Source organism: Streptomyces chromofuscus, from assembly GCF_015160875.1.
In the GTDB taxonomy this organism is placed as follows: Bacteria; Actinomycetota; Actinomycetes; order Streptomycetales; family Streptomycetaceae; genus Streptomyces; species Streptomyces chromofuscus.
Map to the genome: position 1 here is coordinate 1671433 of NZ_CP063374.1, position 13662 is coordinate 1685094.

At 71.3% G+C, this 13662-nt stretch carries 13 protein-coding genes and 1 pseudogene; 9 read left to right on the top strand and 5 right to left on the bottom strand.

The window, feature by feature from the left end:
• Window positions 1–184: 184 nt before the first annotated feature.
• Both IPT68_RS07565 and IPT68_RS35195 read left to right on the top strand, forming a co-directional pair.
• Entirely contained in the window at window positions 185–2707 is a 2523-nt protein-coding gene (locus tag IPT68_RS07565; protein WP_228040304.1) for a right-handed parallel beta-helix repeat-containing protein, read from the top strand.
• Window positions 2708–2947: 240 nt separating this feature from the next.
• Window positions 2948–3097: pseudogene (locus IPT68_RS35195) on the top strand (IS701 family transposase); the annotation flags it as partial.
• 277 nt (window positions 3098–3374) lie between these two features.
• On the opposite strand, the gene IPT68_RS07570 reads toward IPT68_RS35195, so the two are convergent.
• Together IPT68_RS07570 and IPT68_RS07575 are read right to left on the bottom strand one after the other, a co-directional pair.
• Window positions 3375–3998: a cytochrome b/b6 domain-containing protein gene (locus IPT68_RS07570; protein WP_189699488.1), complete on the bottom strand. Its 624-nt coding sequence runs from the start codon at window positions 3996–3998 to the stop codon at window positions 3375–3377.
• Complete coding sequence (locus IPT68_RS07575; RefSeq protein WP_189699489.1) at window positions 3982–4707, bottom strand: molybdopterin-dependent oxidoreductase; 726 nt, start codon at window positions 4705–4707, stop codon at window positions 3982–3984. The genes IPT68_RS07570 and IPT68_RS07575 overlap by 17 nt, the downstream gene beginning before the upstream one ends.
• Before the next feature lie 297 nt (window positions 4708–5004).
• Between IPT68_RS07575 and IPT68_RS07580 the strand changes: the two genes are divergently transcribed.
• The 7 genes from IPT68_RS07580 to IPT68_RS07610 all read left to right on the top strand — a co-directional run bounded on the left by IPT68_RS07580 (window position 5005) and on the right by IPT68_RS07610 (window position 10498).
• The gene (locus tag IPT68_RS07580) at window positions 5005–5913 is read left to right on the top strand and encodes a DMT family transporter (protein ID WP_189699593.1); all 909 of its coding nucleotides are present in this window, start codon (window positions 5005–5007) and stop codon (window positions 5911–5913) included.
• A 454-nt stretch (window positions 5914–6367) separates the two neighbouring features.
• A complete protein-coding gene (locus IPT68_RS07585; protein ID WP_189699490.1) occupies window positions 6368–6877 on the top strand; it encodes an NUDIX hydrolase in 510 nt (169 codons plus the stop codon).
• A gap of 37 nt (window positions 6878–6914) precedes the next feature.
• On the top strand, window positions 6915–7307 hold the full coding sequence (locus tag IPT68_RS07590) for a YidH family protein (RefSeq protein WP_189699491.1): 393 nt from the start codon (window positions 6915–6917) through the stop codon (window positions 7305–7307).
• Window positions 7295–7627 carry a DUF202 domain-containing protein gene (locus IPT68_RS07595; protein ID WP_373300646.1) on the top strand — a complete coding sequence of 111 codons (333 nt, stop codon included), beginning with the start codon at window positions 7295–7297 and terminating at the stop codon, window positions 7625–7627. The genes IPT68_RS07590 and IPT68_RS07595 overlap by 13 nt, the downstream gene beginning before the upstream one ends.
• 124 nt (window positions 7628–7751) lie before the next feature.
• Window positions 7752–8048, top strand: coding sequence for a hypothetical protein (locus IPT68_RS07600; protein WP_189699493.1), 297 nt, complete (start codon window positions 7752–7754; stop codon window positions 8046–8048).
• A 207-nt stretch (window positions 8049–8255) separates the two neighbouring features.
• Window positions 8256–9278 (top strand): phosphotransferase family protein, encoded by a 1023-nt coding sequence (locus IPT68_RS07605; RefSeq protein WP_189699494.1) that lies wholly within the window; start codon window positions 8256–8258, stop codon window positions 9276–9278.
• A gap of 5 nt (window positions 9279–9283) precedes the next feature.
• Window positions 9284–10498: an acyl-CoA dehydrogenase family protein gene (locus IPT68_RS07610; RefSeq protein WP_189699495.1), complete on the top strand. Its 1215-nt coding sequence runs from the start codon at window positions 9284–9286 to the stop codon at window positions 10496–10498.
• A gap of 46 nt (window positions 10499–10544) precedes the next feature.
• On the opposite strand, the gene IPT68_RS07615 is transcribed toward IPT68_RS07610, so the two are convergent.
• From IPT68_RS07615 to IPT68_RS07625, 3 genes are read right to left on the bottom strand one after another with little or no spacing between them, the layout of a single operon-like run.
• Complete coding sequence (locus tag IPT68_RS07615) at window positions 10545–11138, bottom strand: TetR/AcrR family transcriptional regulator (RefSeq protein WP_189699496.1); 594 nt, start codon at window positions 11136–11138, stop codon at window positions 10545–10547.
• A 26-nt stretch (window positions 11139–11164) separates the two neighbouring features.
• Window positions 11165–12832 carry a class I adenylate-forming enzyme family protein gene (locus IPT68_RS07620; RefSeq protein WP_189699497.1) on the bottom strand — a complete coding sequence of 556 codons (1668 nt, stop codon included), beginning with the start codon at window positions 12830–12832 and terminating at the stop codon, window positions 11165–11167.
• On the bottom strand, window positions 12829–13593 hold the full coding sequence (locus IPT68_RS07625) for an SDR family oxidoreductase (protein WP_189699498.1): 765 nt from the start codon (window positions 13591–13593) through the stop codon (window positions 12829–12831). Before IPT68_RS07625 ends, IPT68_RS07620 begins: the two co-directional genes overlap by 4 nt.
• Window positions 13594–13662 lie beyond the last annotated feature (69 nt).

Sequence of the window (13662 nt, forward strand, 5' to 3'; positions counted from 1 at the left end):
ACCCTGTGGCGGGCATCAACGCCCCAGTCACAGGAAGCGATCGAACATGACATCGACGTCAGACTCGACACGCTCGGTGAGCAGGCGATGGAGGCGCAGGGCAGGGACCCTTGCGACGCTCGGCGCCTGCGCCGTCATTGCATCAGCGCTCATTCCCCTCCAGGCGCAAGCCGCGCCTCGGACGGTGTACTTCGCAGCGCCGGACGGTAAGGACGCCGGACACTGCAGCCAGTCGCAGCCATGCTCACTCAAGCGGGCTCAGCATGTTGCCGGCCGGGCTGCCAAGCATGGTGACGTAAGCGTTCAGCTTGCCGACGGCACCTACCGCCTTTCCGAGCCCCTCCGATTCGGACCCGACAGTGACGGCGGCAGCCACACCATCCACTGGACCGCCGCCCCGGATGCCCACCCCGTCATCACAGGTGCCTCGAAGGTCACCGGCTGGGCCAAGTCCGAGGCAGGGTCAGGCATCTGGGAGGCGGATACCCCCCGCGGCCTCGACACCCGCCAGCTCTACGTGAACGGCGTGATCGCCTCTCGCGCCGCCATCCGCCTGGCCAACACGGACGTCACTCCGACCGCAACCGGCCTCACCATCAAGAACCCGGCCCTGAGCTACCTCGCCACGCTCCCCGACCAAGGGCGCATCGAGTTCGAGTCCCTCGGCGACTTCACGAACCGCTACTCGCCGGTTCAGAGCATCAGTGCCACCGAGATCACGATGGCGCAACCGGCGTGGAACAACAACACATGGGGCTGGGACACCGTCCAGAACTCATTCCTGGCCGGACCGAGTTGGTATCTCGACAACTCACTGAAATTCCTCACCCAGGTCGGCCAGTGGTACATAGATCCAGGCGCCGGGAAGCTCTACTACAAGCCGGCGGACGGGGTCGACCCCAACCACCTCGACATCGAGCTGCCCCGCCTGGAGACACTGATCAGCATCGGCGGGACATACGACGAGCCGGTGACCGGTCTTGCCTTCAAGGGCATCCAGTTCTCCGGAACCTCCTGGCTCGGCCCCTCGACCGACGGATATGCAGTCCAGCAGAACGGCCTCTTCATCAAGGGCGCCTACGAGTACCGCCCCGCCGACGCCTTCACCAGTTGCTCACGCGGCTGCGAGATGTTCGAACGAGCGCGCACCAGCTGGTATCAGGAGCCCGCCGCCGTGCAGGTCTCCGCCGCCAGCCGCATCTCGTTCACCGGCAACACGTTCACCAACCTCGGCCAGTCGGCGCTGGGCGTCGGAAACGACGCCAACGCCACGAGGACCGGCGTCGGGCTGGGCGCCAGCGACATCGACGTGGTCGGCAACCGGTTCACGGAGAACAGTGGGCACGGCATAGCGGTCGGCGGCGCACTGCCCGACGCACACCACCCCAGCGACCCGAGAATGACCAACCAGAACATCTTGATCGCGAACAACACGATCAATCGCGTAGCGGTGGACTACAAGGACAACAGCGGCATCCTCAGCACCTACGTCACAGGCGCCCGCATCCTGCACAACGAGGTCTCCAACGTTCCCTATGACGGCATCGACACCGGCTACGGTTGGGGCATCAACGACGCCGGAGGGTCGAACGACTACGTCGACCGTGGCTACTACAAGTGGAACACGCTGTACACGACGCCGACCACGCTCAAGAACAACCGCATCGAGGGCAACCTCGTGCACAACACGAAGGCACGTTTCGCCGACGGCGGATCCATCTACAACCTCTCCGCCAGCCCGGGAACCGTGGTCGCCAAGAACTACCTGTTCAACATCTCAGGAGTCGGCCTCTATCTCGACGAGGGCTCACGGTCGATGACGTATGAGAACAATGTGGTCCAGGGCGGATCCTTCCTTTTCACCAACGCATACAGCCTCCGCAACAACACCAGTGACAACGTCATTCAGAACAACTGGTACAACTCGGGTGGAGCCTCCACGCCGAACGCCGAGGCGCACAACAACAAGCTGATCAACAACGTGAAGGTCAACGGTGCCAACTGGCCCGCGGGCGCACGAGAAGTGATCTGCCAGGCGGGGGTCGCGCCGCAGTACCGGACATCACTCAACGCCAACCAGTTCGGCTTCCGCGGGTGCGAGGTCGACGCACCGGTGGCAGGCGGCTTCGCCACTGCCGGAGATTCGGCCGTCAGCTCGTACTTCGGCCAGAGCGGGGACGGATTCGGGATCGCGGCGGCCGGCGCCGACGTATGGGGTGCCGGCGGTCAGCGTGACGACCAGTTCGGCTCGATCTATCGGGCCGGCTCGTTCGGGGCCGACTCGAGCGTGTCCACCCGAGTCGTGTCGGTCAACGACGCCAACGCCTGGGCCAAGTCCGGTGTCATGGTCCGCAACGACATGACCGAAGCGGGAGGGTCGGCCGGGTATGCCGTCGTCGCGGTTACCGCTCGCAACGGCGTCGTGTTCCAGTGGGACACCAACGGCGACGGGTATCTGGACGCCGACGCCCGCGCCAGTGTCGACGTCTACCGCCCCATCTGGGTGAAGCTCACCCGATCCGGCACCTCGTTCAGCGCGTCATACTCCTACGACGGCGCGAACCATGTCCCGATCGGTCAGCCCGTGACGTTGACCTCGGCCGCAGCCAAGCAGGACGCCGGAATCTTCTCCACGTCCCATGACGTGACCCAGTCAGCGATCAACCAGTTCGACTCCAGCGCCGTCACAACCGTGACGATGCCGTAGGTGCCGCTCACAGTGGGTCGGCGATAGGCGCGGCACGGTGCTCTGGAGCGCGCCGGCAGACCGACGGTTCCCGTTCACGGATTCTGGCGGCGGGCGCACGAGAGGACCACAGCGCCAAGCGTGACCTGCGGGCGGCCAGAAGGCCGTGCGGGGCGGGCGTACGCTCGCCCCGCACGGCCTTCTGGCTTGGTACTCCGGTCAGGTTTCGTGTCGTGAGCTGGTGGTTGTCGTTGTCCGGGTATGGAGGCGACAGCTGAAGTCGGCCAGTGGCAGGATGAGTTGGAGTCGGTGTTCGCTCGGGTGGCAGGCCGGTTCGCCCGGGTGGATGCACGGCGGCGGATGCGGGACCAGGTGCGTGGTCTGCCGGCGCCGGTCGAGCGGAAGAAGGGCCGGCCGCCGCGAAGAACGAGTGCGGCCTCGACGAGTACGAGTCCGCCGCTGTCCCGGCCGGCATCAGCACATCACCCTGCCACGCTCGCCCACACCGCCCCTGCCGCCCAGACCGGCGGCGATCCAAGGGCGGCAGCAGAAACGGTCAGCCCTCGTCCCGCTCACCGTGGCAGAGACCCGGCGCCTGCCGGATCCAACTGGAGTACCAGGTGCGCCACAGAGGGTGCTCACGGTCCTTGATCGACCAGGTGCGCCGCCGGCAGTGCTCCCGTAACGACTAGGTGCGCCACTGGGAGTGCTCCCGTTCCGCCCACTCCCGGCTCACCGCGCCCGTGCGCATCCCGCGCCGCGCCTCCGGGTCCCCCAGCGCCATGCCGATGTGACCGGCCAGGACGATGCCCATGGTGAGGGCCAGCCAGTCGTGGACGAAGGTCGCGCTGGTCCGCCACACCAGTGGGGTGAGGTGGGTGAACCACATGATCAGGCCCGTGCCCAGCATCACCAGCGTCGCTCCGGCGATCCAGGCCGCGTAGATCTTCTGCCCGGCGTTGAACTTCCCCGCCGGGCGCGCCGAGTGCCGCTTGTCCCGGCGCAGGGCGGCACGCAGCCAGACCCGGTCGTGCGGGCCGAAGCGGTTCAGCAGCCGCACATCGCCCCGGAAGGCGCGGGAGGCGAGCCCCGCCAGGACCGGCACCGGCAGCGCGAGGCCCGCCCACTGGTGGACGGTGACGACGAGAGCGCGGCGCCCGACGAGCTCGGCGAGCTCGGGGACGTACAGGCAGGCCGCCGTCAGTACGCACACGCCCATCAGGAAGGCGGACGTGCGGTGCACCCACCGTTCGGCCCGGCTGAACCGGCGTACCTCCGTGGCCCGGACGGGCGCGTCAGCTCGTAGGCTCATCGTCCCGTCCGTTCGAACGGCCGACCCAGGCGTCGATGTCGTAACCGCGCTCCTCCCAGTAGCCCGGCTCCACGTCCTCGGTGACGGTGATGCCGGAGAGCCACTTCGCGGACTTGTAGAAGTACATCGGCGCCACATAGAGGCGGACCGGGCCGCCGTGCGCGTGGCTGACGTCCTCGTCCTGCATCCGCAGGGCGACCAGGACGTCGGCGCGGCGGGCCTGGCCGAGGGTGAGGCTCTCGGAGTAGGTGCCGTCGAAGCAGGTGAAGCGGACCGCCTTCGCGGTGGGGCGCACGCCGGCCGCGTCCAGCAGCGCCGACAGCCGTACGCCCTCGAAGGGGGTGTCCGGGACACGCCAGCCGGTGACGCACTGCACGTCCCGGACCAGGCGGGTCTGCGGCAGGGCACGCAGCTCGGGCAGCGTGTAGGTGCGCGGCCGGTCGACGAGGCCGTCGACCGTGAGGCGGTAGGTGGTGGCGTTCTTGTGCGGTACGGAGGCGGCTACGGAGTAGTAGCGGAAGCCGCCGCCGTTCGGGAGGAGGCCGGTCAGGCCTGTGGGGTCCTTGTCGGCGGCGCTGCCGAGGAAGGACTCCAGTCCGCGTTGCAGGGCGGGCGCGGCGACCACGCCGAGGGCGCCCAGGCCGAGGGTGCCGAGCAGGACCCGGCGGCCGATCGGCCGGCCCTCCTGCTCGGGTTGTCCGGAGTTCACACGACCATTCGAGCACCGGCGGGGGCGGCCGGACCAGGGCTCCGGGGCCGACGTCAGACTTCCGTAACCACGCCCGGCCACGTCCGCCGAGGCACGGACCCGCGTGAGCGGCCACCCGAGGGGCGGGTGTGACGTGCGCCATGGCGCCACGGCAGCGCACCCCGGACCATGGCTGGGACGTCACGCCGCCTCCGGCCCGCGCGCCGGCCGCCGTGACCCGGTACGACCGCCTGACGCGGTCCCCGCACCGCCCGGCGCGGTCCCCCACCCCCCACGAAGATCAACGAGGTGGCCAGCTTGTCGGTCCTGGTCCTGGTTCTCGCCGTGAGCGCCGCCTGCTGCCTGGGCTTCGGCTTCGTCCTGCAGCAGAACGCGGCGCAGCAGGCCCCCCGCGACGACTTCCTCTCCCCCCGGCTGCTGCTGGACCTGGTGAAGGTGCCGCGCTGGCTCGGCGGCATCGCGCTGATGGTGGCCGGCATGGGCCTCGGCGCCGCCGCGCTCGGCCGGGGACAGCTCTGCCTGGTGGAGCCCCTTCTCGCGACCAACCTGCTGTTCGCCCTCGCCCTGTCCCGCCGCCAGACCCGGCAGGCGCTCGGCCGCCAGGGCTGGGCCGGCCTCGTGCTGCTGGCGGGCGGCGTGACCGCGTTCATCGTGGCCGGTCAGCCGCGCAGCGGGACGGCGGTCGCGGATCCGTCGCGCATGTGGCTGATCATCGGCGCGATGGGCGGCCTGGCGCTGCTGCTGACCCTGTCCGCCAAGCGCTCCCGGCTCGGCTCGGGTCCGGTGCTGCTGGCCCTGGCGGCGGGTCTGCTCTACGGCGTGCAGGACGCGCTGACCCGCGTCAGCGGCGACCGCTTCGCCGCGAGCGGCATGGGCGGACTGCTCACCTCCTGGCAGCCGTACGCGGTGCTGGTCATCGGCGTCACCGGGCTGATCCTGGTGCAGAGCGCGTTCGAGACCGCGCCCCTGCGCAAGTCGCTGCCCGCCCTCACCGCCGCCCAGCCGCTGGCCGGCATCGTCTGCGGAGTCGGCTTCCTCGGCGACCGGCTGCAGACGGGCACCGGCGCGCTGGCCTGGCAGGCGACGGGGCTGGCGGCCGTCGTGACGGGCATCGTCCTCCTCGGCCTGCACCCCGCGATGCCCCGCGGCACGATCGTCCAGGCCCGCGTGCCGGTGCCCGTGCTGCAGGGCGCGGCGACGCACTGACCGGCGCCGACGCACCCCGACGGCGGAACCGACGGCCCTGCACCGCGGCATGCCCTCACGGCGAAACCGGCGGCCCTGCACCGCAGCATGCCCTCACGGCGAAACCGACGGTCCTCCACCGCAGCATGCCCTCACGGCGAAACCGACGGTCCTCCACCGCGGCATGCCCTCACGGCGGAGCCGACGGTCGTGAGCCGCCGCGACGCCCCCACGACCGGAGAGCCCGCGGGTCCCCGACGTCCCTCCGGCACTGAGTCACCTTGGGCTGCCCGACGCCCCCGGCACTCAGCAACCTTCGGCTGCCCGACGCCCCCGGCACTCAGCAACCTTCGCCCGCCCGACGCCCCACCGGCACACGACGAACCCTCGGCTCACCGACGCCCCTCATGCCCGACCGGCCTCCCCACCCCCGAACGGCCGCAAGCGCCGTCGCGTGGCCTGCTTGGATGGCCCCATGAGCGCTGCTGACGAGATTCTCGACGTCGTCGACGAGCAGGACCGCGTGATCGGCCGGTCCCCACGCGGCGAGGTGTACGCGCGCGGCCTGCGGCACCGGTGCGTGTTCGTCCAGGCCCGGGACGCCGAGGGCCGTGTCTTCGTGCACCGCCGCACGCCCACCAAGCTGGTCTTCCCCTCCCTCTACGACATGTTCGTCGGCGGCGTCGTCGGCGCGGGCGAGTCCTACGACGACGCCGCCCTGCGCGAGGCCGAGGAGGAACTCGGCGTCAGCGGCCTGCCCCGCCCCTCGTACCTCTTCAAGTTCCTGTACGACGACGGCGCCGGCCTCAGCTGGTGGTCCGCGGTGTACGAGGTCCGCTGCGAGCTTCCGGTCAGCCCGCAGGCCGAGGAGGTGGCCTGGCACGACTTCCTGCCGGAGGAGGAGGTACGGCGGCGGCTCGGCGCGTGGGAGTGGGTGCCGGACGGCCTGGCGGCGTACCACCGGCTGGAGGCGTTCCGGCGCTGACCGTGCCCGGCGCGGCGATCCCGATAGGGTCGTGCGCGTGAGCGAACTCGTGCGCAACGTCCGGCTCTGGTTCGGGCCCCAGCGGATCCGGGAGGAGGGCGACACGCCCGACTACCGCTTCTCCCTGGCGAACGAGCGCACCTTCCTGGCCTGGCTGCGCACCGCGCTCGCGCTGATCGGCGGCGGGTTCGCGGTGGACCAGTTCCTGCCGGACCTGAACCGGGGCTGGCGGGTCGGCCTGGCGCTCGCCCTGCTCGGAGCGGGCGTGCTGTGCTCGCTGCGGGCGGTCAACCACTGGGTGAGCTGCGAACGCGCGATGCGGCGGGGCGAGGATCTGCCGGTGTCGCGGTTCCCGGCGCTGCTGAGCCTGGTCGTCGCGGTGGTGGCCGTGGCGATGGTCGTCGTGGTGCTGTTCGGGTGGGAGGGGTGAGCGCCGTCGACGCCGGAGCCCGGGATCCCGGGCTCCAGCCGGAGCGGACCCGGCTCGCCTGGCGGCGTACGACCCTCTCGGGCACCGTCGCCGCGGTGCTGGCGGCACGCACGGCCCTGCACGGCGGCGTCACGGCGCCCCGGATCCTCGTGGGCGCCCTGTGCTGCCTCCTGTGGCTGGGCCTCCTGCTCGTCGCCCACGGCCGCATCCGCGCGCTGGCGTCCTCCGCCCGGCCCGCGGCCCTGACCCCCCGGTACGCCGCCGCGGCGGCCCTGTGCACGGCGGCGCTCGCGGTGTGCGCATCGGTGCTGGTCCTCTGACCGGCGGCCCCTGTGCCCGACGGCCGTGGGGCACCCGGACGCCACGAAGCCCGGATGCCCGGATATGCCCGCTTCCCGTGGCAGCCTGTCGGTCGTCCGTCCCCCGCACCGGAAGGTGAACGCCATGACCACCCTGCACGAGGAGCACTCCGCCCATCCGCACAGCCACGGCCCCGCCTGCGGGCACGCCGAGGTCCCGCACGGCGACCACGTCGACTACGCGCACGACGGCCATCTGCACCGTGCGCACGAGGGCCACTGGGACGAGTGCGAACCCTCCCAGCACAGCGCCCACGACGGCCACGACCACCAGCACGGCGAGGACTGCGGCCACCTGCGGGTGCCGCACGGCGACCACATGGACTACCTCCACGACGGTCACCGGCACGCCGAGCACGAGGGTCACTGGGACGACCACTGAGGCGGGCGCCCCCTGCGCCGCCCGCCGGCAGCTCCCGAGAGCACACGGACCTGCACACCGAAGCACCTTCGGACAGCTCCCCGCCTCCCCGCGCGGGGAGCTGTCGGCTTATCGTGGCGCCGATCACGTTCGACCGGCGCTCTGGACGGCATACCGACCGGTCGGCATCATAAGTCGAGTCTTGTTCACACGTCCGTAGGAGCGACGATGGCTTCCGACCACCCGCCAGGCCTCGATCCCGTCCGGCTGCGCGGCCTGCTCGACCGCGAGCTGCCCGGTCCGGTGCGCGGCCCGCTGACCGGCCGGCTGATCGAGGGCGGACGGTCGAACCTCACCTACGCGGTCTCCGACGGCGTGTCGCAGTGGGTCGTCCGACGCCCCCCGCTCGGGCACGTCCTGGCCACCGCGCACGACATGAGGCGCGAGCACCGGGTGATCAGCGCCCTCGGGCCGACAAAGGTCCCGGTGCCGCGCACGCTGCTGCTCTGCGAGGACGAGGAGGTGCTCGGAGCGCCGTTCTACGTCATGGAGTTCGTGCCCGGCACCCCGTACCGCACCGCCGACCAGCTCGCCCCGCTCGGCCCCGGGCGCACCCGCGACGTGGTCCTGTCCCTGGTGGACACGCTCGTCGACCTGCACGCGGTGGACCCGCAGGAGGTCGGCCTCGCCGACTTCGGCCGCCCCGAGGGCTTCCTGGACCGCCAGCTGCGCCGCTGGGGCAAGCAGCTGGACGCCTCCCGCAACCGGGAGCTGGCCGGCATCGACGAACTGCACGCGGCGCTCGGCCGGGCCCTGCCCGCCTCGCCCGCCCCGGCCGTCGTGCACGGCGACTACCGCCTCGACAACGTCCTGGTGAACGGCGACGACGAGATCACGGCCGTCCTCGACTGGGAGATGTCCACGCTCGGCGACCCGCTGACCGACCTGGGCCTGCTGGTGATGTACAGCATGCCGCTCGGCATGCCCGACTCGCCGGTCTCCACCACGGCCGAGGCCCCGGGGCACCCGGCGCCGGCCGAGCTGATCGAGCGCTACGCCGCCCGGTCGGGACGCGACGTATCCGCGGTCTCCTGGTACACGGCGTTCGCCTGGTTCAAGCTCGCCGTGATCCTGGAGGGCATCCACTACCGCTACACCCTGGGCCAGACGGTCGGCCGCGGTTTCGACCGCATCGGCGACCTGGTTCCCGTCTTCATCGAGCACGGTCTCACCACTCTCCAGGAAGGCTGACCGGCATGGACTTCGCGTTCGACGCGCGCACCGAGGAGCTGCGCGCCAAGCTGCTCGCCTTCATGGACGAGTACGTGTACCCGGCGGAGGCGGTCGCCCACGAGCAGCGGGCCGGACTCGCCTCGCCGTGGGACACCCCGCCGGTCGTCGAGGAGCTGAAGGCCGAGGCGCGCCGGCAGGGCCTGTGGAACCTCTTCCTGCCCGACTCCGAGTACGGCGCCGGCCTCACCAACCTCCAGTACGCCCCGCTCGCCGAGATCACCGGCCGTTCCCCGCAGCTCGCGCCCACCGCGACGAACTGCGCGGCGCCGGACACCGGGAACATGGAGGTGCTCGCCCAGTTCGGCGACGAGGCGCAGAAGAAGCAGTGGCTTCAGCCCTTGCTCGCCGGTGAGATCCGGTCGGCGTTCGCGATGACCGAGCCCGAGGTGGCCTCCTCGGACGCCACGAACATCACCACGCACATCGAGCGGGACGGCGACGAGTACGTCGTCACCGGCCGCAAGTGGTACATCTCCGGGGCCATGAACCCGGACTGCAAGATCTTCATCGTGATGGGCAAGACCGACCCGGACGGACCGGACATCCGCCGCCAGCAGTCCATGGTCCTGGTACCCCGCGACACGCCGGGCGTGACGGTCGAGCGGGCCATGCAGGTCTTCGGGTACGAGGACCACTACCACGGCGGCCACGCCGAGGTGGTCTTCGACCACGCGCGCGTGCCGGTGTCGAACCTCGTCGGCGAGGAGGGCGGCGGCTTCGCCATCGCCCAGGCGCGGCTCGGCCCCGGCCGGATCCACCACTGCATGCGGCTGATCGGCATGGCGGAGCGGGCGATCGAGCTGATGTGCCGGCGGGCGGTCGAGCGCCAGGCGTTCGGCAAGGCGCTGGCCCAGCAGGGCGTGGTGCACAACTGGATCGCCGACGCGCGGGTGGCGGTGGAGCAGCTGCGGCTGCTGGTGCTGAAGACCGCCTGGATGATGGACACGGTCGGCAACCGGGGCGCGCACACGGAGATCCAGGCCATCAAGATCGCCACTCCGCGCACGGTCGTCGGCATCCTCGACAAGGCGATCCAGCTGCACGGCGCGGGCGGTGTGAGCCAGGACTTCCCGCTGGCCGAGCTGTACGCGGGCGCCCGCACGCTGATGATCGCGGACGGCCCGGACGAGGTGCACCAGCGGTCGCTGGCGCGGCGGGAGCTGAAGAAGTACCTGTGAGCCGACGGGCGGGGGGCGGCCACGACCGCCCCCCGCCCGCGCGGGCTCAGGGCCGCAGTGCCCGCAGCAGCAGGTCGGCCAGGTGGTCGGCGACCTCCTGGGGGCTCATCGGCCCGTCGGGGCGGTACCAGGTCGACAGGTGGTGCACGGAGCCGAAGTGGTAGTCCACCACCAGGTCGGCCGGAGTCGCCCGGGAGAAGACGCCCGCCTGCTGGCCCTCCTCGATGAGCGCACGGAAGCGTTCGTGGTAGCGCCGGCGCTCGGCCCGCACCTGCTTGTTCTTCTCCGGGCTCAGATGGTGCATGGAGCGGAAGAAGATCATCGCGTCGTCGAGGTTCTCGATGGTCGTCACCACCACGTCGGCGGCCGCGTCCCGCACCCGCTTCTCGACCGGCTCGTCGGCGTCCGCGAACGCGTCCAGGCGTTCCTGCTGGACGCGCAGCACGCGCGCGTAGACCTCGTGCAGGAGGTCGTCCTTGGAGCCGAAGTAGTGATACAGGGCTCCCTTGGTGACGCCGGCCGCCTCGACGATCTCCTGCACCGAGGTGCGGTCGTAGCCCTGCTCGGCGAAGAGCCGGGTGGCGGCGGCCAGCAGCCGCTGCGGCACAGGCGTCCCGTCCGTGTCCGTCGTCCTGGGCACTGCCGCCACCTGCCTTCCGTGAGGTCCTACTGACTTTCGTGAGAACGGGAGCGCAACTCCCGACGGAGGATCTTCCCACTTGCCGTCTTCGGCAAGTCGGGCAGGATCTCCACCAGCCTCGGGTACTTGTAGGCGGCCAGTCTCTCCTTGCAGTACGCCGCGAGTTCGTCCGGGTCCGGCGTGGTCCCCGGACGCAGGCTGATGTAGGCCTTGACGGTCTCGCCCCGGTAGCCGTCGGGCACGCCGACGACGGCCGCCTCGCGCACCGCCGGATGGGTGTAGAGCACGTCCTCGACCTCGCGCGGCCAGACCTTGAACCCGGAGGCGTTGATCATGTCCTTCTTACGGTCGACGACGTACAGCCACCCGTCGGCGTCCATGAACCCGATGTCCCCGGTGCGCAGCTCCCCGCCGGGGAAGGTCTCGGCGGTGGCGTCGGGCCGCCGCCAGTAGCCGGGCACGACCTGCGGCCCGCTGACGACGATCTCGCCCTGCTCCCCGAACGGCATCTCCTCGCCCGCGTCGTCGACGATCCGCACCACGCCGTCGGGGCCGGGCACGCCCACGGCGAGCGTTCCCGAGGCCGGGTCGACGGGCGCCTCGTGGCCGGGCGGCACGGCGGCGCAGGGCGCGGTGCACTCGGTGAGCCCGTAGCCGTTGCGGATGTACGGCCCGAACCCGGCCCGGAACTTCTCCACCAGCGCGGGCGGCAGCGGCGCCCCGCCGGAGGAGACGATCCGGAACGACGAGAAGTGCTCCCGGGTGACCGACGGATGCGCGGCCAGTGCCATGAAGGCGGTCGACGGCCCGACCGTGTAGTGGGGCCGGTGCTCGGCGAACGCGTCCAGGACGACCCCCGCCTCGAAGCGGTACGCCAGCACCAGCGTGCCTGCGCTGTTCAGGCACGCCCCGAGCTGGCAGACCATGCCGGTGATGTGGAACAGCGGCGCCATCGCGAAGTACACCGGCGCCTCGGGCAGCCCCAGGCCGGTCCGCTGCCGTTCGGCGTTGTACATGATGTTGCCGTGCGTGTTGGTGGCCCCCTTGGGGGTGCCGCTGGTGCCGGACGTGTAACTGATCAGCGCGATGTCGTCGGGGCCCGGCGCGCGCCCGTCCGGCGCCTTGTGACCGGCCCGCGCGACGGCGGTCAGGTCGTCGGCGTCGGCGGCCCGCGCCGCCCGTCCGAAGGTCAGCACGCGGGCGTCGCTCCGCGTCTGGAAGTCCAGCTCGCAGGCGGTGAGCACGCTCCGCACCGGCGAGCCGGCCGCCGTCTCGCGCAGATACGAATCCCAGGCGCGGTCGGAGCAGATCAGCGCGGTCACCTCGCCGTCCCGCAGCACGTGCCCGACCTCCCCCGACTTGTACATCGGGTTGACGGGCACGACCACCGCGCCCGCCTTCCAGGCGCCCAGGACGGCGAGCACGAAGTGCGGCGAGTTCTGCAGCAGCACGGCGACGCGGTCTCCCCGCGCCACGCCCCGCGCGGCGAGGTGCCCGGCGACGGAGTCGCTCAGCTCGTCCACCTCGCGATAACTCAGACGTCCGTCGAAGTAGGCGAGGAACGTGCGCTCCGGTGCCTCGGCGACGACCCGGCGCAGGGCGTGGACCAGCGAGTCGTCGGGGCTGACGGGGGCGCGCTGGGCCTCGTCGAGCAGGGCAAGCCAGGGCCTCGCGGCATACCGGGAGCCGGTCACGGGGCCGCCTCCCACCGCTGCTGGATGTGGTTCATGCTGGTCAGCCAGCGTTCCGGATCAGCGGCCCGGGCCTTGTAGTACCCGGCGACCTCGGGGTGCGGCAGGATCAGGAACCGGTCCTCCTCGATGCCCTTGAACAGGGCGTCGGCGACGTCTTCCGGCTCGATCGCGGTCGGCACCAGCACCAGGTCGCCCGCGCTGCCGGTGGCGGCGAGCATGTCGGTGCGCACACCCTGCGGGCAGATGGCGTGCACCTTCACACCCCGGTGGCGGTACGTCAGGGACAGCCACTCGGCGAAGGCGTAGGCGCCGTGCTTGGTGACGCTGTACGGCGCGGCGCCGATCATGGTGAGCAGCCCGGCGGCCGACACGGTGGACACGAACCGTCCGCTGCCGCGCTCCACCCAGTCGGGGAGCAGCGCCTGGGCGGCCCGCACGTGTGCCATCACGTTGACGTCCCAGGCCAGCTGCCAGACCTCTTCTCCGGCCGCCTCGGAGCCGCCGGAGCCGACCCCGGCGTTGGCGCAGTAGACGTCCACGGCCCCGCCGAGGGCGTCCTTGGCCTCGGCCACGATCGCTGAGGCGTCCCCGGGGACGGCGATGCCGCCGATCTCGTCGGCGACGGCTCTGGCCCGGTCCGCGTCCAGGTCGTTGACGACGACCCGGCCGCCCTCGGCGGCGAACCGGCGGGCCAACGCGGCCCCGATCCCGCCCCCTGCCCCGGTGACGATCACTCCGGCACCCTGCACGGCTCCCACCATCGGTCTCCTTCGACGCGCTCGGCTCGGCCCCCGCGCGGCCAGACTAACCGGTCGGTATGTGCGGGGGAA